The organism is Pantoea sp. NGS-ED-1003 (genome assembly GCF_000738765.1).
GTDB classification, from domain to species: Bacteria; Pseudomonadota; Gammaproteobacteria; order Enterobacterales; family Enterobacteriaceae; genus Pantoea; species Pantoea septica.
Genome location: NZ_JPQA01000001.1, coordinates 326,347 through 350,226, shown reverse-complemented (window position 1 = coordinate 350,226; position 23,880 = coordinate 326,347). Strand labels below are relative to the sequence as shown.

Annotated in this window: 24 protein-coding genes and 1 pseudogene; 11 read left to right on the top strand and 14 right to left on the bottom strand. The window is 60.3% G+C overall.

Features of this window, described 5'->3' with window-relative positions; all coding sequences use genetic code 11:
- Window positions 1-88: 88 nt before the first annotated feature.
- The 3 genes from bioD to JS46_RS01595 form a co-directional block, all read right to left on the bottom strand.
- The gene (gene bioD / locus JS46_RS01605; protein WP_033747170.1) at window positions 89-787 is read right to left on the bottom strand and encodes a dethiobiotin synthase; all 699 of its coding nucleotides are present in this window, start codon (window positions 785-787) and stop codon (window positions 89-91) included.
- A gap of 104 nt (window positions 788-891) precedes the next feature.
- The gene (locus tag JS46_RS01600) at window positions 892-2,109 is read right to left on the bottom strand and encodes an ROK family protein (protein WP_033747168.1); all 1,218 of its coding nucleotides are present in this window, start codon (window positions 2,107-2,109) and stop codon (window positions 892-894) included.
- A gap of 138 nt (window positions 2,110-2,247) precedes the next feature.
- A complete protein-coding gene (locus tag JS46_RS01595; RefSeq protein WP_033747166.1) occupies window positions 2,248-3,144 on the bottom strand; it encodes a LysR family transcriptional regulator in 897 nt (298 codons plus the stop codon).
- A 93-nt stretch (window positions 3,145-3,237) separates the two neighbouring features.
- Between JS46_RS01595 and JS46_RS01590 the strand changes: the two genes are divergently transcribed.
- From JS46_RS01590 to JS46_RS01575, 4 genes are all read left to right on the top strand, one after another.
- Window positions 3,238-4,497 carry an MFS transporter gene (locus tag JS46_RS01590; RefSeq protein ID WP_033747164.1) on the top strand — a complete coding sequence of 420 codons (1,260 nt, stop codon included), beginning with the start codon at window positions 3,238-3,240 and terminating at the stop codon, window positions 4,495-4,497.
- 169 nt (window positions 4,498-4,666) lie between these two features.
- Window positions 4,667-4,918: a hypothetical protein gene (locus JS46_RS01585; RefSeq protein ID WP_033747162.1), complete on the top strand. Its 252-nt coding sequence runs from the start codon at window positions 4,667-4,669 to the stop codon at window positions 4,916-4,918.
- Between the two features lie 122 nt (window positions 4,919-5,040).
- Window positions 5,041-5,580, top strand: a complete 540-nt coding sequence (cybB, locus tag JS46_RS01580; RefSeq protein WP_033747160.1) for a cytochrome b561 — start codon at window positions 5,041-5,043, stop codon at window positions 5,578-5,580.
- A gap of 177 nt (window positions 5,581-5,757) precedes the next feature.
- Window positions 5,758-6,942: a sugar transporter gene (locus JS46_RS01575; protein ID WP_033747158.1), complete on the top strand. Its 1,185-nt coding sequence runs from the start codon at window positions 5,758-5,760 to the stop codon at window positions 6,940-6,942.
- 38 nt (window positions 6,943-6,980) lie between these two features.
- Here JS46_RS01575 and JS46_RS01570 read toward each other — a convergent pair whose 3' ends face one another.
- Window positions 6,981-7,238, bottom strand: coding sequence for a hypothetical protein (locus JS46_RS01570; RefSeq protein ID WP_033747155.1), 258 nt, complete (start codon window positions 7,236-7,238; stop codon window positions 6,981-6,983).
- Window positions 7,239-7,269: 31 nt separating this feature from the next.
- Window positions 7,270-7,527 (bottom strand): DUF1471 domain-containing protein, encoded by a 258-nt coding sequence (locus tag JS46_RS01565; RefSeq protein WP_033747153.1) that lies wholly within the window; start codon window positions 7,525-7,527, stop codon window positions 7,270-7,272.
- 294 nt (window positions 7,528-7,821) lie between these two features.
- Here JS46_RS01565 and JS46_RS01560 point away from each other — a divergent pair, with 294 nt between their 5' ends.
- Window positions 7,822-8,472 carry a TetR/AcrR family transcriptional regulator gene (locus JS46_RS01560; RefSeq protein ID WP_033747151.1) on the top strand — a complete coding sequence of 217 codons (651 nt, stop codon included), beginning with the start codon at window positions 7,822-7,824 and terminating at the stop codon, window positions 8,470-8,472.
- A gap of 61 nt (window positions 8,473-8,533) precedes the next feature.
- On the opposite strand, the gene rhaM is transcribed toward JS46_RS01560, so the two are convergent.
- From rhaM to rhaB, 4 genes are read right to left on the bottom strand one after another with little or no spacing between them, the layout of a single operon-like run.
- Window positions 8,534-8,848 (bottom strand): L-rhamnose mutarotase, encoded by a 315-nt coding sequence (rhaM, locus tag JS46_RS01555; protein ID WP_033747146.1) that lies wholly within the window; start codon window positions 8,846-8,848, stop codon window positions 8,534-8,536.
- Entirely contained in the window at window positions 8,838-9,680 is an 843-nt protein-coding gene (gene rhaD, locus JS46_RS01550) for a rhamnulose-1-phosphate aldolase (RefSeq protein ID WP_033747144.1), read from the bottom strand. The genes rhaM and rhaD overlap by 11 nt, the downstream gene beginning before the upstream one ends.
- A 9-nt stretch (window positions 9,681-9,689) precedes the next feature.
- Complete coding sequence (locus tag JS46_RS01545) at window positions 9,690-10,946, bottom strand: L-rhamnose isomerase (RefSeq protein ID WP_033747141.1); 1,257 nt, start codon at window positions 10,944-10,946, stop codon at window positions 9,690-9,692.
- Complete coding sequence (rhaB, locus tag JS46_RS01540) at window positions 10,930-12,411, bottom strand: rhamnulokinase (RefSeq protein WP_033747138.1); 1,482 nt, start codon at window positions 12,409-12,411, stop codon at window positions 10,930-10,932. The genes JS46_RS01545 and rhaB overlap by 17 nt, the downstream gene beginning before the upstream one ends.
- A gap of 290 nt (window positions 12,412-12,701) precedes the next feature.
- Here rhaB and rhaS point away from each other — a divergent pair.
- Together rhaS and rhaR are read left to right on the top strand one after the other, a co-directional pair.
- Window positions 12,702-13,522, top strand: a pseudogene (rhaS, locus tag JS46_RS22795) (HTH-type transcriptional activator RhaS).
- Window positions 13,523-13,534: 12 nt separating this feature from the next.
- Window positions 13,535-14,407, top strand: a complete 873-nt coding sequence (gene rhaR, locus JS46_RS01530; protein ID WP_033747135.1) for an HTH-type transcriptional activator RhaR — start codon at window positions 13,535-13,537, stop codon at window positions 14,405-14,407.
- Between the two features lie 140 nt (window positions 14,408-14,547).
- Here the strand turns inward: rhaR and rhaT are convergent, their stop codons facing one another.
- Window positions 14,548-15,582, bottom strand: coding sequence for an L-rhamnose/proton symporter RhaT (rhaT, locus tag JS46_RS01525; protein WP_033747132.1), 1,035 nt, complete (start codon window positions 15,580-15,582; stop codon window positions 14,548-14,550).
- Between the two features lie 357 nt (window positions 15,583-15,939).
- Here rhaT and JS46_RS01520 point away from each other — a divergent pair, with 357 nt between their 5' ends.
- Together JS46_RS01520 and JS46_RS24015 are read left to right on the top strand one after the other, a co-directional pair.
- Complete coding sequence (locus JS46_RS01520) at window positions 15,940-16,263, top strand: hypothetical protein (protein ID WP_033747130.1); 324 nt, start codon at window positions 15,940-15,942, stop codon at window positions 16,261-16,263.
- A gap of 21 nt (window positions 16,264-16,284) precedes the next feature.
- Window positions 16,285-16,383, top strand: a complete 99-nt coding sequence (locus tag JS46_RS24015; RefSeq protein WP_143806249.1) for a YoaK family small membrane protein — start codon at window positions 16,285-16,287, stop codon at window positions 16,381-16,383.
- A 1-nt stretch (window position 16,384) separates the two neighbouring features.
- Here JS46_RS24015 and JS46_RS01515 read toward each other — a convergent pair whose 3' ends face one another.
- On the bottom strand, window positions 16,385-16,651 hold the full coding sequence (locus JS46_RS01515) for a DksA/TraR family C4-type zinc finger protein (protein WP_033747127.1): 267 nt from the start codon (window positions 16,649-16,651) through the stop codon (window positions 16,385-16,387).
- Between the two features lie 240 nt (window positions 16,652-16,891).
- Between JS46_RS01515 and aldA the strand changes: the two genes are divergently transcribed.
- A complete protein-coding gene (gene aldA, locus JS46_RS01510) occupies window positions 16,892-18,331 on the top strand; it encodes an aldehyde dehydrogenase (protein ID WP_033747124.1) in 1,440 nt (479 codons plus the stop codon).
- A 158-nt stretch (window positions 18,332-18,489) separates the two neighbouring features.
- Here the strand turns inward: aldA and JS46_RS01505 are convergent, their stop codons facing one another.
- Window positions 18,490-19,764 carry an MFS transporter gene (locus JS46_RS01505; protein ID WP_033747123.1) on the bottom strand — a complete coding sequence of 425 codons (1,275 nt, stop codon included), beginning with the start codon at window positions 19,762-19,764 and terminating at the stop codon, window positions 18,490-18,492.
- Window positions 19,761-21,182 (bottom strand): M20 family metallopeptidase, encoded by a 1,422-nt coding sequence (locus tag JS46_RS01500; protein ID WP_033747121.1) that lies wholly within the window; start codon window positions 21,180-21,182, stop codon window positions 19,761-19,763. The genes JS46_RS01505 and JS46_RS01500 overlap by 4 nt, the downstream gene beginning before the upstream one ends.
- Window positions 21,183-21,336: 154 nt before the next feature.
- Here JS46_RS01500 and JS46_RS01495 point away from each other — a divergent pair, with 154 nt between their 5' ends.
- On the top strand, window positions 21,337-22,245 hold the full coding sequence (locus JS46_RS01495; RefSeq protein WP_033747118.1) for a LysR family transcriptional regulator: 909 nt from the start codon (window positions 21,337-21,339) through the stop codon (window positions 22,243-22,245).
- On the opposite strand, the gene JS46_RS01490 is transcribed toward JS46_RS01495, so the two are convergent.
- Window positions 22,246-23,835, bottom strand: a complete 1,590-nt coding sequence (locus JS46_RS01490; RefSeq protein WP_033747991.1) for an ABC transporter substrate-binding protein — start codon at window positions 23,833-23,835, stop codon at window positions 22,246-22,248. It abuts the gene before it with no gap.
- Between the last annotated feature and the right edge of the window lie 45 nt (window positions 23,836-23,880).

Here is a 23,880-nt window from a genome sequence, read left to right as displayed (position 1 = left end):
CAGGAAGCAGTTAAAAACAGGAAGCGCTGCGCAGGATCCTGAAACCATCGATTCAGACGCAGCGGCTTTGCAGCATAATGTTTCACTCTCAGGCGATCTTTGCACCTGAATCGGGCAGTGCGGCGATGCCCATCGAAGAGAGATCGAGATAACCGGCCAAGTCGCGCTGTTCGGCGCGCGGCAGATAGGGCAACTCCCCCAACAGCGGCGCATCGATGCTGTCGCGCAGCACGTCGATCAGTTCGGCATAGTGCGCCAGGCCGGGGTTAATCCGGTTTGCGACCCAGCCGGCCAGCGGCAGCCCGTCACGTGCGATCGCCTCGGCGGTCAACAGCGCATGGCTGAGACAGCCCTGCTTGATGCCCACCACCAGCACCACGGGAATCTGGTGCTGCGCGACCCAGCCGGAGAGCGGCTTCGCATCGTTCATCAGGCTGCGCCAGCCGCCGGTGCCTTCCACCACGACGCAGTCGGCCTGCTGCTCCAGATGCTGCAGGCTTTGACTCAACAGCGGATAGTCCATGGGCCTGCGTGGCCGAATGCTGACTTCATCTTCTTCGTAAATCAACGGGTTGATTGCGTCGTATGGCAGGGTAACTGTCGAACTGCTCTGCAACACCAGCGCATCTTTACTGCGCAGGCCCTCCGCGCTGCGCACGGCGTTTCGAGCAACCGGTTTGAAACCGACTGCGCTCAGGCCAGCGCGGGCGAGATACTGCAGAAGCGCGCGCGAAACAACGGTCTTCCCTACAGCGGTGTCAGTGCCGGTAATGAACAGATTTTTCACCCCACTCCTCCTCAACGTAACGGTTTTGTTTTACAAAAAAGCAAAACCTATTGTAAGGAGTGCGGACAGCAGGCGGCTTGCGTTAGCGCAAAGTTCAGTCGCGCTTAACCTTGTAACAGCTTCACCAGCAGATAGCCGCTGTAGAGTGCGTCTTTGATCAGGGCCGCCGCGCCGAGCGTGCCCGGCTCGCGGAACTCCGTAGGCGCAAGCTGAATCGCTTCGCTATAGGCGGGCAGCGCCTGCTGGCGAATAGTGCTGCTGACGGCGGGAAAGAGAACTTCAGCGGCCTCGTTAAGCGGCGAGCCGATGAGAATATGCTGCGGGTTGAAGATATTGACCATCATCGCCAGCATTCGCCCGACATGATGCCCGACGCCCGCGATGGCGTCGCGCGCCAGCCGATCGCCCTGCTGGGCCGCCACACAGAGCGTCTCCAGCGTCAACGGCTGCTGGTGGAACACGCTGTCGGGCTGCGCGGCCAGACGCTGCGCCGCCAGCGTCAACAGGCTGCCGGTGCTGGCGACCGTCTCCAGACAGCCGTGATTGCCGCAGTAGCACTGCTGACCGTAGGGATCGATCTGGGTATGTCCAATCTCCACCAGCGCGCGCCCACTTTTGTGCAGCAGCTGACCGCCGCTGATCACGCCCGCGCCGACGGTGTCGTCAATTACAATCTGGATCACGTCCTGCGCGCCGCGCGACGCGCCGAACAGCGACTCCGCCAGCGTCCATGCGGAGATGTCGTGCTGCACGAAAACCGGCACGCCGGTGCGCTGCGCAAGGGTATCGCCCAGCGGTATCTCGCGCGCTTCGTAGCCCGGCAGCCGGTGCACCACGCCCGAGGCGGCGTTAATCAGCCCGGGCAGCGTAATGGCAATCGCCGTCAGCCGTTCCAGCTTGCGCTGGTGGCGCATAAAAAAGGCGTCGACGCGATCGATCAGCGAGGTCAGCAGCGGCTGCTGCGCTTCGTCAGGCAGCGGCGAAGACTCCTCCACCAGCGCGCGGCTGCTGAGATCGCGCAGCGTCAGAGTCAGCGCGCCGTGATGCAGGCGCACCGCGAGATAGTGCCAGGCGAGCGTGTCGAGGATCAGGCCGATGGCCGGTCGGCCGCGCGAGCCCGGTTCCTGAAATTCCGTCTCCTGCACCAGATGAGCGTCGAGCATTTCACGCACGATCTTGGTGATGCTGGCGGGCGCCAGCTGCGCCAGTCGGGAAAGTTCGATACGCGAAATCGGACCGTAGAGATCGATCAGGCGGTAAACAACGCCTGCATTAGTCTGTTTGATCTGGTCAATATGGCCAGGCTGACTATCCAGCTTCACGCCCTGTGCTCCCGGTTATTTTCGCGCTTCTAAATAAACAGCGACTATGGTGAGGCAGATTGCGCCTGAGCGTCAAATATTTGATTTGAAATGTGATTTACAGCACATAAAAACCAGACTTTGCTTAAGGTCTGGCCCTTATTTTTGCGCTTCTGGCGACAGAAGCCGCATCATATTGCGCATCTGCATCGACGGCTCGCGCTCGCCCGACCAGACCAGCCATACCTCCGACAGCGCATCTTCCTCCTTCAGCGGCAGCCAGACCACATCGGCCAGGCGCGCGCGGGCGAAGGACGCCGGCAAAATCGATACGCCGAGGCCGGTAGCCACCAGGCCGAGGATGGTCATCGCCTCGCCCACCTCCTGCATGATGTAGGGCGTGATCTGATAGCGGCGCAGCAGGCTGAGAATTTCGCCGTGCAGCGCCGTGCCGCCCTGCGGATCGAAGAAAACGAAAGGCTCGTTCGCCAGGGCGCTGACAGAGATAGTTTCCGCGTCCGCCAGCGGGTGCGCCCAGTGCACCACCGCGCGCAGCGGTTCGCGCAGCAGCAGCTGATGACGCAAATCGGGCGGCAGCGCGGTGTTGCGCATCACCCCCAAATCGAGTCGTCCCTCATGCAGCGGCGCAAGCTGCTGGCGGGTGTTGATCTCCTGCATCTGGATATGCACCTGCGGCCAGCGCTGGCGAAACTGATAGAGCGCGTCTGAAACCAGACCGGTAAAGGGCGCGGAAGAGGTAAAGCCGATGCGCAGCTCGCCCTCTTCGCCGCGCTCCAGCCGCGCCGCGCGACTGGCCGCCTGCTCGACCTGCTGCAAAATCGCCCGCGCGTCGCTGAGGAACTGTTGCCCGGCCGGCGTGAGCTGGACGCTGCGATTGGTGCGGGTAAACAGCTTCGCGTCAATCTCCTGTTCAAGCTGCATGATCTGCTGGCTGAGCGGCGGCTGAGAGATGTTGAGCCGCTGTGCGGCACGGCCAAAATGGAGTTCTTCGGCGACCGCGAGAAAGTAGCGCAGGTGACGCAGTTCAATATTCATATTTTAAACATATCAATTGAGATTATTAATATATTAGACAACCTATTAGCGCTTTCCTAGAGTAGACCTACTCTTTCCAGCTGAGGATTCAACGTGCGTCGCTCTTCTCAGGCGGTTACGCTCAACGACGGCGAGTTAGCCGATTCGACGGCGGTCTCTCCCGCGGCATCATCCGTATGGATCAAACGCGGCACGCCGCAGTTTATGCGCGTCACCCTGGCGCTCTTTTCCGCCGGTCTGGCAACCTTCGCGCTGCTCTACTGCGTACAGCCTATCCTGCCGGTGCTGTCGGCACAGTTCGGCGTATCGCCCGCCGAGAGCAGTATTTCACTCTCGATCGCCACCGGGCTGATGGCGCTGGGGCTGCTGGTGACCGGCCCGCTTTCCGACGCCGTGGGCCGCAAGAACGTGATGGTGACGGCGCTAATGCTGGCGGCAATTTGCACCCTGATTTCCGCCACCATGAACAGCTGGCAGGGCATTTTGCTGATGCGCGCTCTTACCGGCCTTTCGCTCAGCGGCGTGGCCGCCGTGGGCATGACCTACCTCAGCGAAGAGATCCATCCCAGCGTTATCGCTTTTTCTATGGGACTCTATATCAGCGGCAACTCCATCGGCGGCATGAGCGGCCGCTTGCTGAGCGGCGTGCTGACCGACTTCTTTTCCTGGCGCGTCGCCATCGCGGCCATTGGCTGCTGCGCCCTCGCTTCTGCGCTGATGTTCTGGCGCATTCTGCCTGCGTCACGCCATTTTCGTCCGGCGTCGCTGAAGCCGCGCAGCCTGATGATTAACTTTCGCCTGCACTGGCGCGACGCTGGACTGCCGCTGCTGTTCGCCGAAGGCTTTCTGCTGATGGGCGCCTTCGTCACGCTGTTCAACTATATCGGCTACCGTCTGCTCGGCGCGCCTTACCATCTCAGCCAGGCGGTCGTCGGCCTGCTCTCTGTGGTCTATCTGACCGGCTCCTGGAGTTCGCCGAAGGCGGGCGCGCTGACGATGAAGCTGGGACGCGGTCCGGTGCTGCTCGGCGCTACGGCGCTGATGCTGGCGGGCCTGCTGCTGACCGCGCTGACCGCGGTGTGGTGGATTTTCGTCGGAATGATGCTGTTTACCGCCGGCTTCTTCGCTGCCCACGCGGTCGCCAGCGGCTGGATAGGCCCGCGCGCGCGTCGCGCCAAGGGCCAGGCATCGTCGCTCTACCTTTTCAGCTACTATGTTGGCTCCAGCGTTGCCGGTACGCTTGGCGGCCTGTTCTGGCACAGCTACGGCTGGCCTGGCATTACCCTCTTCATCTCCGCGCTGCTGCTGCTCGCCCTGCTGACAGGCTGGCGTTTGCAGCAAAAACAGCTCTGACGCCGCACGGCGCTCAATAAAAAGGACGCAGCTGCGTCCTTTTTCGCCTGTTGACCCTGAGCCTGCTGACTAATTAGGGCCATAAAAAACAAAGTCGCCAATCCTCGCTATAATCCCTCTCACTCCAACAATAAATGTACTTTTTTTTTACAGCAATGAGGATGTCCCAATGGGCCATTACTACTACGTTTCTAAAATTTCTGGCTATAACGATAACCATGTGGTGCACGCCGCAGGCTGCCAGTATCTTCCCCCGCTAGAATCCCGCCTGTTTCTCGGCACTTTTTACACCGCTAACGCCGCGATTCAGCAGGCGCGCAAGTATTACCCCGGATCGCTGGGTTGCGAAGCGTGCTGTCCGCTGCCGGTAAAAAAAAACCTGAGGACTCAGAATAGCGTGGCACTAAAGCATATCGCCTGACTCTGATTATGCTGGCCTCGCCGCGGAGGTCAGCAAAGCGTTGCGCCGTTGCGCCAGTTTGTTAAGATTTCTCCTCTGTTTCCAGTAAGGTAGAGCTCTTCTTCCTGATGCCTGAGCAAACTATGCGCGAAAAATATGCCGCTTCACAAATTGCCCTTCACTGGCTGACCTTTCTGCTGGTGGCGCTGGCTTACGCCACTATCGAGCTGCGCGGCTTTGCCGAGCGCGGCTCGTGGCAGGGCTACGCAATGATTATTACCCACTTCAGCGCAGGCTTTACCGTCCTGCTGCTGATACTGGCGCGTCTTTTTTTGCGCACGCGTCATCGCACGCCGCCCATCACGCCACCCATCGCCCGCTGGCAAACCGGCCTGGCGCATCTGGTGCATACGCTGATCTATGCGCTGTTTATCACCCTGCCGATTCTTGGCCTCACCTCGCGCTATCTGCGCGGGCGCGACTGGTGGCTGTTCGGCATACCGATGCCGGTGGCGAGCGAACCCAGTTTCGAGCTCTCCGACAGCCTGATTGACTGGCATGAAACGCTGGCACCGCTGGGATACTGGCTGATAGGTCTGCATGCCGCGGGCGCGCTTTTTCATCACTATTTTCTCAGGGACAATACGTTGAAACGTATGATGCCGGGCAAAACGCCGCGCTGATAACCCTTGTTTATCGCCCGCGGGCCGGGCGATAAAAAACTTTCAGGAATAAAACTGCGTTTCACCGTTCCCCTTACCGTGCAATTCCCTCACAATGGTCAATAATTGTGACGCAAGTCACTTTCGTGGATGTGAAAACCGCATCTTTTTGCCGCTGCTCTGACTGATTTTATTTTCATGCAATCAACTACTGTATCCCGTAAAACGGCCTGGCTACGCGTGGTGCTGCTGGCTATCGCCGCCTTTGTTTTCAATACCACCGAATTCGTGCCTGTCGGCCTGCTTTCCGATATCGGCGCCAGCTTCAGCATGAAAAGCGCCGACGTGGGCATTATGCTCACCATCTACGCCTGGGTCGTGGCGCTGCTTTCGCTGCCGCTGATGCTGCTGACGCGCAATATCGAGCGGCGCATCCTGCTGTCGGCGCTGTTCCTGATCTTTATCGTGAGCCATGTGCTGTCGACCTTCGCCTGGAGCTTCGCCTCGCTGGTGCTGTCGCGCATCGGCATCGCGCTGGCGCATGCGGTGTTCTGGTCGATCACCGCCTCGCTGGCGATTCGCGTCGCGCCTGCCGGTAAAAAAACTCAGGCGTTAAGCATGCTGGCGACCGGCACCGCGCTGGCGATGGTGCTGGGCGTGCCGATTGGCCGCGTGGTGGGACAATATCTGGGCTGGCGCACCACCTTCGGCATGATTGGCGCCTCGGCGCTGGTGCTGATGGTGCTGCTGGCGCGTATTCTGCCGCGTCTGCCGAGCGAACACACCGGCTCGCTGAGCAGCGTGCCGATGCTGTTTCGTCGACCGGCGCTGGTGAGCATGTATCTGCTGGTGACGCTGGTGGTGACCGCGCATTACACCGCCTACAGCTATATCGAGCCGTTTATGCAGTTCGTGGCGAACGCGGATGAGAACTTTACCACGCTGCTGCTGCTGCTGTTCGGCTCCGCCGGGATCCTGGGCAGCGTGCTCTTTAGCTCGCTGGGCAATAGGTTTCCCTCTGCGCTGCTGATCGCCGCGATAGCGATTATCACCCTTTGCATGGGGCTGCTGATTTTCGCCGCCGTTCGTCCGGCCGCGATTGCGACGCTCTGTATTCTATGGGGTATGGCGATGATGATGATCGGCCTGGCGATGCAGGTGCGCGTACTGTCGCTGGCGCCGGATGCCACCGATGTGGCGATGTCGCTGATGTCAGGCATCTATAATATCGGCATCGGCGCGGGCGCGCTGCTGGGCAATCAGGTCAGCGAGCATCTGAGCATGGGAGACGTGGGTAATATTGGCGGGCTGCTGGGGCTGGTCGCGCTGTTCTGGTGTATCGCTATCTTCCGCAAATATCCGCAGTTGCGCAGCAACGGATAAAAAAAGGGCGTCGAAACTCTGTTCCGACGCCCTTTTCCTTAATTAAGGCTGGCGGCTGTGCCAGACAGCCTGCTCGCGCCAGAGGTCGAAGCGATGGGAAAAGGCTTTACGCGCACGTTGTCCTGCTTTCCCGACAGCTGCTGCTCCAGCGAAATCAGGCTGCCGCTGCCGCTGACGTTAACCGCGGCGGCCTCTGTCTGGTAATAAGGCGCAGCCTCAAGCTGCTGCGCCGCCGCGCTGGCCAGGGAAACCGTGCTGAGCAGCGCTGCCATAACGACATACTTCACGCTTTTCATCCTCTCTCTCCTTCTCTCCGACGCCGCTGACTTACTGATAAATCACTGCGGTGCCGTGCAGGTTGTTCTGACCGGAAGTCGAGGTGATTCGGAAAGATTTCGCGCCTGCAGCATCCGCTTTCGCGTTCAGCTGCGCTTCCAGTGAATCCAGGTTAGTGCCGCCCTGCGCGGAGATGGTGCCTACCGCGGTCTGGTGCAGCGGATCGCTGGCAACCTGGTCTGCTGCGAATGCGCCAAAAGTCAGGGTGGTAAGGGCCAGAGCGGCCAGGGTCAGTTTGGTGGTTTTCATGATATCGGCTCTCATATTCGGGTGTGATAAAAGGTGTCGTTAAATTAATTAACGATCGTTAAATAAATGGTAGAGCATGTAGCGACTCTGCGTCAACATTTTTTTATCGATCGTTATTTTAATGCGGAAGAGGCGTGAGTATGGGCTGCGGCGCCCTTTTTCACTTAACTATATGGGGGAAAAGCGGGCGGCAACGCACAAAATGCCAACCCACTTTTACGGGCGTGCAGGCTGGCTTGCATATTTTCTTAATGATCGGTAATTTAATAGGGTGTTTTTCAGACGTGAGGATCTATGAGCCAGCAATATGATGAAGTCCTGAAAAAATGTCGTGGTCGGCCAAAAACCTTCGACCGGGACGCGGCGCTGGACAAAGCCCTGACGCTGTTCTGGACCCATGGTTATGAAGGCACTTCTCTCTCCGATCTGGTTGCCGCCACCGGCGCTAAGGCGCCGACGCTTTACGCCGAGTTCGAGAATAAAGAAGGCCTGTTCCGCGCGGCGATGGAACGCTATGTCGAACGCTTTAGCGCTGAACGCAACGCCGCGCTGCAGGATGAGAGTAAATCGGTTGCTGAAGCGATTGAAAACTGGTTTCGCGCTACGGCGGCCTGCTTTACCAACTGCGATACACCGGCGGGCTGCTTCTTTATCTGTACCTCTACCGCGCTCTCTTCGTCATCGAGCGAGATCGCCCATATGCTGCGCCAGCAACACGACGCGCAGCAGCAGACGCTACTGGATTTTCTCACCGCCCGTCAGCAGCGCGGCGATATTCCGGCGCAGGTCGATATTCTCTCTCTGGCACGCTATCTCGCCTGTATGCTGCAGGGCATGTCGGTGCGCGCGCGCGAGGGCGCGCCGAAAGCGGATCTCGATAACATTATCGATACGCTGATGGCGATGTGGCCGGCGCTCACCGGTCAGTGCATGAAGCAGCGCTGAATATTTTTGCGCTATGAAGTAATCAGGGCGGGAATATTCCCGCCCTGCTCGTTTGCGACCTTTACTCGAGGAAGAAAACCGGCTTTAACACCTGGCTAACTGGACTGTTGTCGGGATTGCTCGGCATGAGATCCTTCATCGACGCCCACCAGCGCTGGCACACTTCCGTCTGCGCCACCGCGTTCCAGCGCTCTTCCGACTCGATCTCCACGCTGGCAAACAGCAGATGCCGTTCGGCGTCCAGCCAGATAGCGTAGTTATGCGCGCCGTGCGCCTTAAGCGTTTCCGCCAGCTCCGGCCAGATGGGCGAGTGGCGACGCTCATACTCCTGATGGCAGTCAGCATTCACCTGCATGACAAAGGCTTTACGAAGCATTGGCTGGCCCCGCGTCGAGCGCCGCCTGCCAGGGCTTAACGTTGAAGCGTTTGCCCAGCGCCACCAGCTGTTCGGTGGTAATGCTCTGGCGGATGCCGCCCATCGACAGCACCTTCACGATCACCTCGGACGATTTCTCTGCGGTGTCGATCAGGCCGAAGGTTTCATCCAGCGTCGGGCCGGCGCCGAAAATGCCGTGGAACGGCCACATCACGATGCTGTGAGACGCCATCTGATCGGCTGTCGCCTGACCGATTTCATCGGTTCCCGGCACCATCCAAGGCAGAATGCCGACGCCGTCCGGGAACACCACCAGACACTCGGTGCTGCCTTCCCACAGCAGACGGGTAAAGCGTGCCGAATCGAGATCTACCACGTAGCTCAGCGACATAAAGTTGGTTGCGTGACAGTGCATGATCACGCGATCCGCGCCGCCGGAGACCGCTTTGCGCACGCTGTGAGACTGGAAGTGCGCCGCCAGCTCGGAGGTCGGCAGTCCGCCGTTGCTCAGCCCCCAGTGAATTTTATAGGAGAGCCCTTGCTCGTCGACCTTCAGCAGCGCCAGGCAGTCGGCGGGATCAAGCTGTACGTTGCGAAAAAACTTGCCCGATCCGGTGACGAGGAACCAGCAGTTGGCCAGTTCAGGCGCCGGTTTCGTCAGCTCAACGCAGCGCGGCTCGGCGTAAAAGTCGCCGGCGAAAGGCTTTACTTCCTCTTCCAGCAAGCGCAGCGACACGTTGCCGCCGTTACGTTCGTCCCAGCCCTTCAGCCACATATCGCTGGTTGCTTTAACCATTCCCTGTACAAACCAGGATGAAAGAATGCTTTGCATAGTGAACCCTTAACGTTGATTCAGAATTTGTTTTTCATAGTGACGCACATCGCTTAACCAGCTGGCGTCGGCGGGCACGTCGTGGCGCAGGCACCAGGCTTCCCATACCGCCTGCCACGGCAGCGATTTTTGCTCTTCCAGCAGCGCCAGACGCGCGGTGTAATCCCCGGCGGCTTCGCTCTGACGCAGGCGCTCGGTCGGCTCCAGCAGCGCGCGCAGCAGCGCTTTCTTGGTATTGCGCGTGCCGATAACCCAGGCGGCGATGCGGTTAATCGAGGCGTCGAAGAAGTCGAGGCCGATATGCACCTTGTCGAACAGCTGGTGGCGCACGATTTCGCTGGCGATCGCCTGGGTTTCATCGTCGAGCAGCACCACATGGTCGCTGTCCCAGCGCACCGGACGGCTGACGTGCAGCAGCAGGCGCGGCACATAGAGCATGGCGGTGGAGATCTTGTCGGAGATCACCTCGGTCGGATGGAAGTGGCCCGCGTCCAGCGTCAGCGCGGTTTGGCGGCTGGTGGCGTAGCCCATAAAGAACTCGTTGGAGCCGACGGTGTAGCTTTCCGCGCCGATGCCGAACAGCTTGCTCTCGACCGCGTCGATATGGTGCTGCGGGCTGAGCTTCTCGGCGATTACCTCATCCAGCGCGCTCAGCAGCCGCTGACGCGGCGCCAGCCGATCCACGGTGAGATCTTTCATGCCGTCCGGCACCCAGATATTCATCACCGACGGCGTGCCGAGCTGCTCGCCGAAGTAAGCTGATACGCGACGGCTCGCCTTGCAGTGATCGATCCAGAACTGACGGATCGCCTTGTCGGCGTGTGACAGGGTAAATCCGTCGGCGCTCAGCGGATGCGAAAAGCAGCTCGGGTTGAAATCGAGCCCCAGCTTCTGCTGCTTCGCCCACTCCACCCAGTTAGCGAAGTGCTTCGGCTCGATGGCGTCGCGGTCCACCGGCGACTCGCTCTCCAGATAAATGGCGTGCAGGTTCAGACGTTTGGGGCCTGGGATCAGCGACATCGCTTTTTCCAGGTCGGCGCGCAGCTCAGCGGCGTTGCGCGCTTTGCCGGGATAATTGCCCGTCGCCTGAATGCCGCCGGTCAGCGCGCCCTGCGGATTCTCAAAGCCGCGCACGTCGTCGCCCTGCCAGCAGTGCATGGAGACGGGGACGCTATCCAGGCGCGCCATCGCCTGTTCGACATCCACGCCGATATCGGCATAACGTTGTTTAGCCAGCTCAAAGGCTTGCTCAATCAGCTTTGTCATATGCGAGTTCCTTAGCAGGCTGACTCAGCGCCGAAAAGCGTGCCTGGCAGGCACGAAAGGCGCTGTTGGTCAGCGGTTCAAATGTCTTCAGAGGGAAGTTGTTTTCTACGCAGCGGCGTAAATCCGCCACGTCGGTCAGTTCGCCTAAGGCGATAAGCTGGCAGCCGACGTTGCCCAGCGTCGAGGCTTCGACCGGCCCGGCCAGCACCGGGATTTCGCAGGCGTCGGCGCAGAGCTGGTTGAGAAACTGGTTCTGGCTGCCGCCGCCCACCACGTGCAGCTGGCGAAACGCGCCGCCGCGCAGCGTGGCCAGCTCGTCGATCACCTGGCGGTAGAGCAGCGCGAGGCTGTCGAAAATACAGCGCGCCAGCGCGGCGGCGGACTGCGGCACCGCCATATGCTGTTCGGCGCAGGCGTTCTGAATTTCGTTGACCATGCTGTCGGGATTAATAAAGCGCGCGTCGTTGGGATTAATCAGCGCGCGACAGGCCGGCTCTTTCGCCGTCTCGGCGATCAGCGCGCAGAGATCGTCGATTTGCAGCTCGGCGCAGACCCGCTGCAGCAGCCAGAGACCCATAATGTTTTTCAGCACGCGATAGCCTTCGGCGCCGCCCTCATTGGTGATGTTGGCTTTAAGCGCATTCGCGGAGGCGTAAGGCAGCAGGCTTTCGAATCCCATCAGCGACCAGGTACCGGAGCTGAGATAGGCCGCGTTGTCCTGGGTTAGCGGCGTGGCGAGCACCGCGCTGGCGGTGTCGTGGGTGGTGACGGCGATAACCGGGATCTCGACGCCGCGGGCGTTCTGCCAGCAGCCGATAACATTGCCCGGCGACGTCGGTTTGCCGAACCAGGCGGGCGACGCGCCCGCCCAGTCAAGCAGTTCGGCGTCCCATTCGCCGCTGTCGATATTCAGCAGCTGCGTAGTGGTGGCGTTGGTGTACTCCCAGTTAAGCTTACCCGTCAGGCGATAGTGCAGATAGTCGGGGATCATCAGCGCGTGGGCGACCCTCTCTTTCCAGTCCGGCTGCTGCTGGCTCAGGGCGCGGAACTGATAAAGCGTATTGAACGGCAGAAACTGAATGCCGGTGCGGGCGTAGATCGCCTCTTTGCCCAACTCGCGCAGCGCCTGCTCCATCACGCCGTGGGTGCGTTTGTCGCGATAGCTCACCGCTTCGCCGACGCGGTTGCCCGCTTTGTCCAGCAGCACCATATCGACGCCCCAGGTGTCGATGCCGATGCTGTCCGGCACGATGTTCTCCTCATCCAGCTGCGCCAGCCCGGCGCGGATTTCGCGCTCCAGATGATCGAGATCCCAGCAGTCATAGCCGGCGCGACGTTCGCGACGGCTGGCGAAACGACGCACCTCGCGCAGATCGATTTGCTGTGATGCGGCGTCCCACCGGGCGAGCATCACGCGTCCGCTGGATGCGCCCAAATCAACCGCAACGATATTTCGCTTACTCATGGCCCGTTCTTCCTTAGATATGATGTTGACAGAGTAGGAACCTTGAGCGCGCGCCACCTTCCTCGTACTGCCAGCGCCGCAACGCCGCTGGCAGGTTTGCAAAGAAGTTCGTGAGAGAGATCACAGAGGCGTAAGGGCGCGGGATGTGAGCTTCGCCTCAATTCTTTTAACTGGTGGGAATATCTTGAAAAAAAAGCGAATTTCCTGCGCTTCGCGGTTGAAAATTCAAGGTCAGCCGCGCGGGCGCTGAGTAGACTCGGTTACGCTTTTGTTAAACGACCGAGGCTCCAATGACGATTTTACACAGCGCCGATTTCTTCCCTCAGGGCGATACGCCATCGCTATCGAACCCCGGGTGCCGCAGCAGGCGTTTCCCGAACATCACCACGACTTTCATGAAATCGTGCTGGTGGAACAGGGTTCGGGGATTCACGTTTTCAACGGACAGCCGCAAACGCTGTGCGCCGGCTGCGTCTGCTTCGTGCGCGATCACGATCGCCATCTGTATGAACAGACGGAGAATCTCTGCCTGACCAACGTGCTTTACCGCAGCCCGGGCGCGTTTCGCTTTCTCTCGGGACTGCAGGCGCTGCTGCCGAACGATCAAGACGGCAGCTACGCCTCGCACTGGCGGATAAATCATAAAGTCATGACGCAGGCGCTGGATGTGGTGGCGAAGATGCGGCAGGATGATGGCTGGTCGCTGGAGAAGCAGGCGCGACAGGAGCAGCTCTTTTTGCAGCTGCTGGTTTTGCTGCGCGAAGCGTGCCGCAACGAACAGGCGCAGGATCAGGAGGCGCGCCTGCACCGCCTGCTCGACTGGCTTAACGATCACTACAGTGAAGAAATTTTGTGGGAAGCGCTGGCTGACCGCTTTTCGCTGTCGCTGCGCACGCTGCACCGTCAGATGAAGCAGCAGACCGGCAGCACGCCGCAGCGCTATCTGAACCGTCTGCGTCTGCTGCAGGCGCGCCACCTGCTGCGCCACAGCGATCTGCGCATCACCGATATCGCCTTTCAGTGCGGCTTCGGCGACAGCAACCATTTCTCCACCCTGTTTCGGCGTGAATTTGGCTGCGCCCCGCGAGCGGAGCGCCAGCAGATGATGTAAAAGGAGCAAGCGATGACGCTGATACTGAGTCGGGACGACTATTTTGCCGCCCCAGGCCTGCCGGTTACGGTGGCTGAACGTATGCCGCAACCCTCTTTTCCCCCTCACCGGCATGAGTTTAGCGAAATTGTCATCGTCTGGCGCGGCAACGGCCTGCATATCCTTAACGATCGCCCCTGGCTAATTACCTGCGGCGACGTCTTCTATATCCGCGACCAGGATTGCCACAGCTACGACAGCGTCAACGATCTGGTGCTGGATAATATTCTTTACTGCCGCGATCGCTTCGGTCTGGCTCTCGACTGGACGCAGCTCTTGCCGCCGCAGGGCGTCGACGCGCCGGGCTGCTGGCGGCTGACCACGCGTGGCATGGCGCTGGCGCGCGGCGTCATCAGCCAGCTGGAGCGCGAGAGCTGTAAGAGCGATTCGCTCTCTATTCAGCTGACGGAAGCGCTCTTTTTGCAGCTGGCGTTGATCCTGCGTCGTCACGGCTATGCGGCGGATCGCCCCTGGGCGCTGCCGGAGGGGGAACAGCTCGATCTGCTGATGTCGGCGCTGCAGGGCGCTGTGGCGCGTCCCTTCGACCTGGCGACGTTTTGTCAGCAGAATTCGCTGAACGAGCGCGCGCTAAAGCAGCTGTTTCGTCAGCAGACCGGCATGACGGTCGGCCATTACCTGCGTCAGCTACAGCTCTGTCAGGCGAAGCATCTGCTGCGCACTCAGGACTGTCTGATCGGTGAAGTGGCGGCGCGCTGCGGTTTCGACGACAGCAACTATTTTTCGGTGGTGTTTACGCGCGACACTGGCTTAACCCCCAGCGCCTGGCGCCAGCAGTTTGTGCCGCAGCGGTCGGGAAGTGCGGCGCAGGACAGAACGCCGTCTTAATATAAGCGTCAGCCGAGCGGCATCCATGCCGGCTCGTCCTGCAACATCCCTGTTGCGAGACGCTTTGCTCCTCGGGCCTTCTTGCCCGTGCGGGCGCGTTGTTTTCCAACCAGAAGCTGTCGCTTTTTATTTCTGCAGACTTACGCGGCCATGCCAAGCCCGACAATATTGGCGGCGATAATAATCACCACGCAGCCGATGGAGAGCACGCCTACCGGACGACGCCCGGCCGACTTCCACTCTTTCATCAGCAGACCCACCAGCCCGCCGCATAGCACGTAGAGGCTCATATGCAACATCCAGCTGACGTAGTCATATTGCGGCGGAATGCTGGCATGGCCCCAGGCGTAAAAGAAAAACTGCAGATACCACATGGTGCCGCCCAGCACCGCAAAGGCGATATTGGCGATCAGCAGCGGCTTCGCCACGGAGAGATCCCGGCGCAGCGACAGTTCCGGCTTCATCGCCAGGCGGATAAAGCAGAACGCCAGATTGACCAGCGCCCCGCCGCCCATGATCACCACATAGCTTGGCAGCGCGACGTAGAGCGGATCGATACCCAGCTGCGCCGCCGCTTCATGCATCGGTTTAGCCGCATCCATCGCGAACGACATGCCTGCTGAAAAGATGCCGCACATTACCGCCAGCACCAGCCCTTTCTTGAGGTTGAACTCCTCGGCATTGATCCCCAGCGCGCGCTCCTTCAGCAAACCGGCACGCGAAACGATGGCGACGCCCACCAGCGCCACGGCGACTCCGAGCAGCGTTAAACGGCCGCCGGTCGAGGCGAACAGCTCGCCGAAGCGCCCCTGGATCAGCGGCGTCATCAGGGTGCCGACCACCAGCGTAATGCCGATAGCGATGCCGATGCCCATCGACATGCCGAGATAGCGCATGGTCAGGCCGTAGTTAATATTGCCGATGCCCCACATTGCGCCGAACAGAAACACCGGCAGCAGCTGAGAGAAGCTAAAGCTGCCGTAATAAGCCCAGAAGTTCGGCAGCAGCACGGCGCTTACCGCCCACGGCAGGATCAGCCAGGACATAAAGCCACCTATCGACCACATCGTTTCCCATGACCACTTTTTCACCTGTTTAAACGGCGCGTAGAAGCACGCGGCGCTGGCAGCTCCGACGAGATGCCAGAAGATACCTGCAATAATGGCACTGTTCATTGTTATTCCTTGCATAAGGTTGAGGCCTACAGGAAACCCGGTTCCTGATTAGCAGGCAGTCTACGGCGCGCCTGAACGCCTCAGCCTTTAGATGGCTGCCGATCGCAAAGCCGAAATGGCAATATTCGCCGGTTACTCCCTATGCGGATCACAGTTTCGACTTTGTCGGACTAGCAGCGAACCACTCCTTTAAGTGACTTATTATTCAGGTTTTTTTTGCAAATTGCTGTGCCGCGCAGCACATATATCAGCTGGCTGCCGCTTTTCTCTCGTTCCTGGCAGCGACAGAAAGATCGCTTCACTAATGACGCTTAACGCCGTATAAAACGTAGAAAATCTTCGACGGCCGGAATTGAGATGACGGGTAAATGGTTAACGCTGTTCTTAACGCGTGCGGTGAGTCGCGTGATGCTGGACGATCTGCGCGCCATCCTGCCCGCCAGCGCGCTTAAGATTTTTATTAATGGACTGGAAGAGGCGCAGTACGCCACGCTGGAGTGCCAGCAGGCGGAAGAGAACTGCGCGCTGATTGCCTCTGCGCTGGTGGTGTGGCGTCAGCTGGGCCAGGTGCACAGCATTACCTATAAAAAAGGCGAAGTGCTGCGCGACGTCAGCGACGCCACCCAGTTTCAACTATTTAGCATGCTGAAAACGCACCGCGCGGTGATGCAGGTCGCCTGACGCGGAGATAACGAGGTTTCTATGAGAGTGGGTATTCTGTTTCCGATCGCAATTATCGTCGCTGGCGTCGGCTTTCTGGCATGGTTTATCGGCAGCGGACTCGCCATGCCAGGCTCCTGAGCTATCGCAGCTGACTGTCCTTACTGCCGCGGCGGTTGAAGAGCGCGCTGCCCTTCAGTTCTTTATCGTGCTCCTGCTGACACGCCAGACAGAAGCGCACGCCCGGCACTGCTTCACGGCGCGCCTGCGGGATCGGCTCGCCGCACTCGTCGCAAAACTCCGCGCTTTCACCCTTGCTCATGGTGCCGCGCACGCGCGCAATCTCATCGTTAACCGTACTTTCGATCTGTTCCTGAACGGCGCCGTCTGACGCCCATCCGCTAGCCATAACATCCTCCTCATGCCTCCTGAAAGTGTTGGCCCAAATTCCGTTTTGCGCAACGTATAGAAGATATGCGGGCCAGCGCCGCTGAATACAACCTTTTGCCGCCCTCATCGTTCCAATCTGCGTCTGTTTGCCAGCGCCGCGCCGCCTGTGGCAATCAGACTAAGGTGTCCTCTTCTATTTTGTTTCACGCTGCATTTATAAAACATTTTATTAACGTACCCGACATCGGAGATTCGGCAGATGACAACAGAACTCAAACATTACATTAACGGCGAGTTTGTCGCGCACAGCGCAGACAGCTGGATTGAGGTGATTAACCCCGCCACCGAAGCGCTGCTGGCTCGCATACCTGAAGGCTGTGCGCAGGACGCCAGCCGCGCCATTGACGCCGCCGAAGCCGCGCAGCCGGCATGGGAGGCGCTGCCCGCCGTAGAGCGCGGCGGCTGGCTGCGCAAGCTGGCCGCCGCTATTCGCGACCGCGAGCCGGAACTTACTGCCACCATCGTCGCCGAAGGCGGCAAAACGCAGGGGCTGGCGCAGACCGAGGTGCTGTTCACCGCAGATTATCTGGAATATATGGCCGAATGGGCGCGCCGCTATGAAGGCGAGATCGTCAACAGCGATCGGCCCAATGAAAATATTTTCGTCTTTAAAAAGGCGATCGGCGTTACCACCGGAATTCTGCCGTGGAACTTCCCTTTCTTTTTAATCGCCCGTAAAGCCGCGCCCGCGCTGATCACCGGCAATACCATCGTGATTAAGCCTAGCGAACTGACGCCGCTTAACGCCGGCATCTTTGCCGAGATCGTTCATCACATTGGTTTGCCGCCGGGCGTAATTAACTTTGTCTATGGCTACGGCCCGGAGATTGGACAGGAGCTGGCCGCAAACGCGAAGGTCGGTCTGGTCAGCCTGACCGGCAGCGTCGGCGCAGGCATCGCCACCATGACGGCAGCAGCGAAGAACGTGACTAAAGTGTCGCTGGAGCTGGGCGGCAAGGCGCCCGCCATCGTGATGGACGATGCCGACATCGAGCTAGCGGTTAAGGCGATCGTCAGCTCCCGCGTGATCAACAGCGGCCAGGTATGCAACTGCGCGGAGCGCGTCTATGTGCAGGAGGGCATTTACGATCGCTTTATGACCGCGTTAACCGAGGCGTTCAAAGGGATAACCTTCGGCGATCCGGCGGAGCAGCGCGATCTGGATATGGGGCCGCTGATTAACGCCGCCGCGCTGGCGCGCGTCGAGAAGAAAGTGGCGGACGCTGTGGCGGCGGGCGGCAAGGTGGTGCTGGGCGGCAAGCGCGCCGGTGAGAAAGGCTTCTTTTTTCAGCCGACGATTATCGCTGACGTCCGTCAGGATATGGAGATTATGCGCGAGGAGATCTTTGGGCCGGTGCTGCCGGTGATGACCTTCAAAACGCTGGACGAGGCCATTGCGCTGGCCAACGACTGCGAGTACGGCCTCACCTCCTCTCTCTATACGCGGGATCTGAATACCACCATGGTGGCGCTACGTAAGCTGAAGTTCGGCGAAACCTACGTCAACCGCGAGAATTTCGAAGCGATGCAGGGGTTCCATGCGGGCTGGCGCAAATCGGGCATCGGCGGCGCCGACGGTCGACATGGGCTGGAAGAGTATCTGCAGACGCACGTCGCCTATCTGCAGTTTTCGCTGTAATGCTCAGACCGCCCTTTCCGGGCGGTCTGAGCGCCCGGGCGAGTGAGCGGGTCCGAAGAGCAAAGCGTCTCGCGCCAGGGAGGGCGCGAGCCGAGCTGCCAGGGAAGGCGTATTGCGCCTTTGCGATCGGACCCGCTTACCCGCCTGCCACTCGGCGCTCAGGCTACGCGCGACAGGCTGCGCAGCAACGCCGCGGCGCTCAGCAGCGATACCGCCATCAGGTAGTAGCCCGGTGCGAGACTGCTGCCGGTGGCGTTTATCAGCAGCGTGCAGACCAGCGGCGCGAAGCCGCCGAATATCGTCACCGCGACGTTGTAGCTGATCGCCATGCCGCTGGCGCGCGTGCCGGAGGGAAAGAGATCCGCCATCACGGACGGCACGGTGGAAAAGTAGATCGATTTCAGCAGCGCCATCCAGCCCACCAGCAGCATCAGCGTCAGCGCCGAAGTGTGATTCACCATATAGCGGAAGGCGGGATAGATGGTCACCAGCAACAGCAGCAGCGAACCCCACATCAGCGGCACGCGCCCTACGCGCTCGGCCCACAGCCCCATCAGCGGCGTCACCAGGGTGAGGATCGCCCCCGCCAGCAGCGTAGCGCTAAACGCGACGCTGCCCGGCAGATGCAGCGTTTTGGTGGCGTAGGTCGGCACATAGTTCAGCATGTAGTTAACCGCCGTTGAGATCACCATCAGCCCGACCGCCAGCAGCATCAGCTCTTTCTGACCGCCAAACAGCTGCTTCAACGGCGCCGCGTTTTTCTCCTGCCGGGCAAAGCTGGCCGGCTCGTGAACGTGGCGGCGGATATAGATCCCCAGCGGACCGATCAACAGACCAAAGGCGAAAGGAATGCGCCAGCCCCAGGACTGAATCTGCGCCTCGCTGAGGATCTGCGTCAGCCCGAGACCGAAGGCGGAGGCCATCAGCGTGCTGGCGCCCTGCGTCGCGAACTGCCAGCTGGCGATAAAGGCTTTGCGCTCGGGGAAATGCTCCACCAGAAACGCCGTCGAGCTGCCGAACTCACCGCCTGCCGAAAAGCCCTGAATCAAGCGCGCCAGCATGATCAGCAGCGGCGCCGCCAGCCCGATGGTGCCGTATTCCGGCATAAAGGTGATGATCGCGCCGCCCAGCATCATCAGATTGATAGAGAGCAGCAGCGCCTTTTTGCGGCCGTGGCGATCGGCGTAGTTGCCCAGCACCACCGCGCCGAGCGGGCGGATAAGAAAAGAGACGCCAAAGCTGCCGAACGTTAACAGCAGCGATACGGAGGCATCGCTGGTGGGGAAAAAGGCGTGGGCGATATAGCTGGCGAAGAAGCCGTAGACCGCAATATCGAACCACTCCAGCGCGTTGCCGATACAGGTGGCGAACAGGGTTTTGTGCAGGCTCGGCTTCGCCTGAACCTGCGTTGCTGCTTGCGTCAGCGTGCTCATACCCGCGCTCCCTGGTAAGCCTGCTGCCGCGCCAGCAGCGCCTCGCCCTCTTCGCCCAGCTGCCAGAACAGCCGCGTCATGATCTGCAGGCCTTCGCGCGCCACGGACTTCAGCATATGCTCGTTGACGCCGTGCTGGCCGCAGGCGGGATAGGAGTGCGGCACCCACAGAGTCGGCAGGCCGAGGATCTCCGAAAAGACCTCGTTCGGCAGAGAACCGCCCAGGTTCGGCAGCAGCGCGGGCTTTTTGCCGCTGCTGACGGCCAGGCTCTCCAGCGCCCAGGCGACCAGCGGGCTTTGCGGATCGAGACGCGTGGCGGGCGAGCCGCGCAAAAACTCGACCTGCACAGAGTCGAATCCGTGGGCGCGCAGATGCGCCTCGACGTGCGCCACCAGGTTTTCCCAGTCGGTGCCCACTACAAAGCGCAGCTGGCATACTGCGGTCGCCTCGCCGGGGATCGCGTTCATGGGGCGCGCCGGATTGCCGGTCTCGAAGGCCAGCACCTCCAGCGTGTTCCAGCCGTACAGGCGCTCCGCCGCCGTCAGGCCCGGTTCGCCCCAGCCGGCGTCCAGCGCCGGATCGCCCGGCATGCCGCCCACCTCGATATCGCTGAGGATGGCGCGTACCGCCGCGCTCAGCGAGTCAGGCTTCAGCGCCTCGACCTGCAGTACGCCGCGCGCGTTGACCAGCGAGGCGATGGCGTTCGCCAGCTGGATACCGGGATTGCTGAGCAGCCCGCCCCAGTTGCCGGAGTGATAGGCGTTGTCGCGCGCGCGGATGGTGAGGCGAAAATTGGCCGCGCCGCGTGAGCCGAGAAACAGCGTCGGCCGCGGCGCGCTGACGCGCGGGCCGTCGGAGGCGATAAAAAGATCGGCGCGCAGCAGCGCCTGCTGCTGGCGGCACAGCTCGGCCAGGCCCGGCGAGCTGATCTCTTCGCCCATCTCGAACATGATCTTGCAGTTGAAGCCGAGACGGCCGCCGCGCGCCTGGTAAACCTGCTCCAGCGCCGCCAGATTGACGCAGTGCTGGCCTTTATTATCCGCGCTGCCGCGGCCATACCAGCGATCGCCCTCTTCGGTCAGTTGCCAGGGATTCAGGCCGTCGCGCCAGTTTTCATCGTCGCCGAACACCACGTCGCCGTGTCCGTAAACCAGCAGCGTCGGCAACGCCTCATCCTCGATGCGCGTCGCTACCAGAAAGGGAGGATTCTCCGCTGCCGGATTGTCGATAAGGTGCAGCGTAAAGCCGAGCGCCGCCAGCTGCGGCGCGATCTCCTGCTGCAAATAGTGATTCAGCTCGCCGTCGCGATCCGCCCGCTGACTTTCGGTGGCGCACGCCACACGACGCGCCAGAAGCCGCTGGAATTCTCCGCTGTCGAAATAGCGCATCGCCTGTTGGATTGCCTGTTGTTCCGTCATGTTTGCCCTGTCTTTTTTTATTGTGTGTTGCTCTATCTTTGCCAAAAGGCTGGCGTTGCCACAATTATCAATTTATCGACATAGCCTTGCTTTAAAAGCAACGCTAAAATGCCCGATAAAGAAGCATGCACCGCTGGGGTGCAGAGGAGAGACGATGCTGAGCAGTGAGATCCGTTATTTCCTTGCCGTGGCCAACAGCGGTTCGCTGAGCGCCGCCAGCGAGCAGCTGTTTGTGGCGGTCTCCGCTATCAGCCGACAGATCCAGCGGCTGGAGGCGCAGGTGGGCGCGCCGCTGTTCGATCGTCACGCGCGCGGCATGGTGCTCAATGAGGCGGGAGAAATTTTTGCCCGTCAGGTACGGCAAAGCCAGCTGGATATGGAGTATGCGCTGGCGGAGATTAAGGGGCTGAAGGCGATCCGCCGCACGCTTATTCGCGTCGCCTGCACCGACGGCATGGCGTTCAGCCTGCTGCCAGGCCTGCTGGCGGAGTTTCGCGCGCTGAATCCCGGCGTCTATTTCGCGCTAAAGGTCGAGAGCGCACAGAGCGTAGCGGAACGCGTGCGCGCCGGGGAGTGCGACGTGGCGCTGCAGTTTAGCCTTCATCCAGAGCGCGGCGTGGAAGTCATCGGCTCCTGGCCCGCGCCGGTGCTGCTGGCAATGCAGAAAGATCATCCGCTGGCGCAACAGCCGGTGACGCTGGAAGCGCTCAGCCACTATCCCATGGCGCTGCCGGAGCAGAACACCACGGTACGGCAGCTGTTCGATCTCGCCTGTCAGATGCGCGGCTGCGTGATTGAGCCGGTGCTGACCTGCGATTATTTCGCCACGCTCTACCAGTTTCTGCTCAATACCCCTGAGGCGATCACCATCAGCAGCGCCTTTACCCTGTTTAACGCAACGCAAACCCAGCAGCTGGTGCTGCGCGAGATGGGCGTTGACCAGCTCAGCCAGCGCACGCTGCAGCTACAGCGCGTCTCGGGGCGACAGCGCAACGCGGCGCTGTCGCCCTTTCTCGCGTTTCTCCAGCAGCGTATCAGCGCGATCGCCGCCGGACTGGCCTGATTACTCTTTAATATCGACCGGATAGAAGATGTGCTTGCCGAACGGATCGATATCGTAGCCGCTCACCTCTTTGCGCACCGGCTCGAAGATGGTCGAGTGAGCAATCATCACCGCGGGCATCTGGTCATGCATGATCTGCTGCGCCTGCAGATAGAGCGCGGTGCGCTTGCCCTGATCCGGTTCGGCGCGCGCCTCGGCGATCAGCTTTTCAAACGGCTGATAGCACCACTTCGAGGAGTTGGAACCGCCCTGGGTCGATTTGCAGCTGTAGAGCGGCCCGAAAAAGTTATCGGGATCGCCCGTGGCGGTGGTCCATCCCATCAGCGCCGCCTGATGCTCGCCGCTGCGCACCCGCTTGAGATACTCGCCCCATTCGTAGGTGACGATAGAGGCCTTGATGCCGACCTTCGCCCAGTCCGCCTGAATCATCTCCGCCATACGGCGCGCGTTAGGGTTATAGGGACGCGAAACCGGCATCGCCCAGAGCGCGATTTCCGTGCCGGGCTTGATGCCCGCCTGCTGTAGCAGCGCTTTAGCTTTCTCGGGATCGTAGCTGTAATCTTTAAGGTCTCTGTTTTCGCTCCAGACGCCTGGCGGCAGAATGTTCTTCGCCGCGGTGCCGGTGCCTTTGAAAATCGCGTCGATAATGGCGGGTTTGTTGATCGCCATCGCCAGCGCCTGTCGCACTTCCACCTTATCCAGCGGCGCTTTAGTGGTGTTGAACGCGAGGAAGCCGGTATTCAGCCCCGCCTTTTGCATCAGGTTGATCGCCGGATTGCTGCGCATTTTCTCCAGGTCTGCGGGATTCGGGAACGGCATGATCTGACATTCGCCCTTCTCCAGCTTGGCAAGCCGCACCGAGGCGTCCGGCGTAATGCTGAACACGACGCGGTCCAGCTTTGCCTTGCCCGCCCAGTACTCTGGAAAGGCTTTATAGAGAATGCGCGAGTCTTTCTGATACTGCACCAGCTGGAACGGCCCGGTGCCGATGGGATCCATATCGACCTTCTCCGGCGTGCCCGCCTTTAGCATCTGGTCAGCATATTCAGCGGAGTGGATGGAAGCGAAATACCAGGCGAGATCGGCGAGGAAAGGCGCCTCTGCATGATTCAGGGTAAAGCGCACGGTGTGGTCGTCGATGCGATCGATGCTCTTGATCAGGGTGGTTAACTCGAGGCTGTCGAAGTTCGCGTAGGTGCCGCCAGAGACGTTGTGATAGGGATTTTTGCTATCCATCTGACGCATAAAAGAGAAGATAACGTCGTCGGCGTTGAAGTCGCGGCTGGGCCTGAAGGCTTTATTGCTCTGAAACTTAACGCCTTTGCGCAGATGGAAGGTGTAGACCTTGCCGTCCGGGCTAATTTCCCAGCTTTCCGCCAGGCTCGGCACCAGTTCAGTGGTGCCATATTTGAAATCAACCAGCCGGTTGAAAACCGGTGCCGCGCTGGCGTCCACGCTGGTCCCCGAGGTGTAGAGCTGCGGATTGAAGTTTTCCGGCGACCCTTCGGCGCAGTAAACCAGCGTTTTCGCGCCGGCGTTATGCGCCAGAGTCGCGGTCAGCAACGCCAGCATCGCTATCTTCACTTTCATCATTTCCTCACTTTTTATTGACTTCCGTTGGTCAGATTCCCTAAA

What these genes read in the sequence shown, in the direction of transcription:
- JS46_RS01595 (WP_033747166.1), bottom strand. Translation starts at nt 3,144, where the DNA reads ATGAATATTGAACTGCGTCACCTGCGCTACTTTCTCGCGGTCGCCGAA.
- JS46_RS01585 (WP_033747162.1), top strand. Translation starts at nt 4,667, where the DNA reads ATGGGCCATTACTACTACGTTTCTAAAATTTCTGGCTATAACGATAAC.
- cybB (WP_033747160.1), top strand. Translation starts at nt 5,041, where the DNA reads ATGCGCGAAAAATATGCCGCTTCACAAATTGCCCTTCACTGGCTGACC.
- JS46_RS01575 (WP_033747158.1), top strand. Translation starts at nt 5,758, where the DNA reads ATGCAATCAACTACTGTATCCCGTAAAACGGCCTGGCTACGCGTGGTG.
- JS46_RS01570 (WP_033747155.1), bottom strand. Translation starts at nt 7,238, where the DNA reads ATGAAAAGCGTGAAGTATGTCGTTATGGCAGCGCTGCTCAGCACGGTT.
- JS46_RS01565 (WP_033747153.1), bottom strand. Translation starts at nt 7,527, where the DNA reads ATGAAAACCACCAAACTGACCCTGGCCGCTCTGGCCCTTACCACCCTG.
- JS46_RS01560 (WP_033747151.1), top strand. Translation starts at nt 7,822, where the DNA reads ATGAGCCAGCAATATGATGAAGTCCTGAAAAAATGTCGTGGTCGGCCA.
- rhaM (WP_033747146.1), bottom strand. Translation starts at nt 8,848, where the DNA reads ATGCTTCGTAAAGCCTTTGTCATGCAGGTGAATGCTGACTGCCATCAG.
- rhaD (WP_033747144.1), bottom strand. Translation starts at nt 9,680, where the DNA reads ATGCAAAGCATTCTTTCATCCTGGTTTGTACAGGGAATGGTTAAAGCA.
- JS46_RS01545 (WP_033747141.1), bottom strand. Translation starts at nt 10,946, where the DNA reads ATGACAAAGCTGATTGAGCAAGCCTTTGAGCTGGCTAAACAACGTTAT.
- rhaB (WP_033747138.1), bottom strand. Translation starts at nt 12,411, where the DNA reads ATGAGTAAGCGAAATATCGTTGCGGTTGATTTGGGCGCATCCAGCGGA.
- rhaR (WP_033747135.1), top strand. Translation starts at nt 13,535, where the DNA reads ATGACGCTGATACTGAGTCGGGACGACTATTTTGCCGCCCCAGGCCTG.
- rhaT (WP_033747132.1), bottom strand. Translation starts at nt 15,582, where the DNA reads ATGAACAGTGCCATTATTGCAGGTATCTTCTGGCATCTCGTCGGAGCT.
- JS46_RS01520 (WP_033747130.1), top strand. Translation starts at nt 15,940, where the DNA reads ATGACGGGTAAATGGTTAACGCTGTTCTTAACGCGTGCGGTGAGTCGC.
- JS46_RS24015 (WP_143806249.1), top strand. Translation starts at nt 16,285, where the DNA reads ATGAGAGTGGGTATTCTGTTTCCGATCGCAATTATCGTCGCTGGCGTC.
- JS46_RS01515 (WP_033747127.1), bottom strand. Translation starts at nt 16,651, where the DNA reads ATGGCTAGCGGATGGGCGTCAGACGGCGCCGTTCAGGAACAGATCGAA.
- aldA (WP_033747124.1), top strand. Translation starts at nt 16,892, where the DNA reads ATGACAACAGAACTCAAACATTACATTAACGGCGAGTTTGTCGCGCAC.
- JS46_RS01505 (WP_033747123.1), bottom strand. Translation starts at nt 19,764, where the DNA reads ATGAGCACGCTGACGCAAGCAGCAACGCAGGTTCAGGCGAAGCCGAGC.
- JS46_RS01500 (WP_033747121.1), bottom strand. Translation starts at nt 21,182, where the DNA reads ATGACGGAACAACAGGCAATCCAACAGGCGATGCGCTATTTCGACAGC.
- JS46_RS01495 (WP_033747118.1), top strand. Translation starts at nt 21,337, where the DNA reads ATGCTGAGCAGTGAGATCCGTTATTTCCTTGCCGTGGCCAACAGCGGT.
- JS46_RS01490 (WP_033747991.1), bottom strand. Translation starts at nt 23,835, where the DNA reads ATGAAAGTGAAGATAGCGATGCTGGCGTTGCTGACCGCGACTCTGGCG.